Genomic DNA, 253 nt, shown 5'->3' with positions numbered 1-253 from the left:
AAGCATAATAGCAACCGCTTTTTCAGAAACGTCAAGCGTCATATTAGAAGCTTCAGACGTAAAATCGTCTTTAAGCTTAGCAGCCCATTGATAGATATTAGCTATCGTCGCACTATGCTTGTCCTCATGCTTGTCTTCATTTTCAGAATCAGACTTATCCTCTTCGTCAGATTTCGCTTCTTTTTTGTCAGAAATAAAGTCATCTTTGAGCTTAGAAGCCCATTGATAGATGTTCGCTATCGTCGTACTGTGC

1 pseudogene is annotated in these 253 nt (G+C 39.5%); it reads right to left on the bottom strand.

Annotated elements, in window-relative coordinates:
- Positions 1-253 (bottom strand): annotated as a pseudogene (locus AAEY75_RS16215) (hypothetical protein); the annotation flags it as partial.

It is taken from the genome of Psychrobacter sp. TB55-MNA-CIBAN-0194 (genome assembly GCF_040309505.1).
Classification (GTDB): domain Bacteria; phylum Pseudomonadota; class Gammaproteobacteria; order Pseudomonadales; family Moraxellaceae; genus Psychrobacter; species Psychrobacter fozii.
The sequence above is the reverse complement of the archived record's forward strand: the minus strand, read 5'-3'. Positions and strand labels throughout refer to the sequence as shown.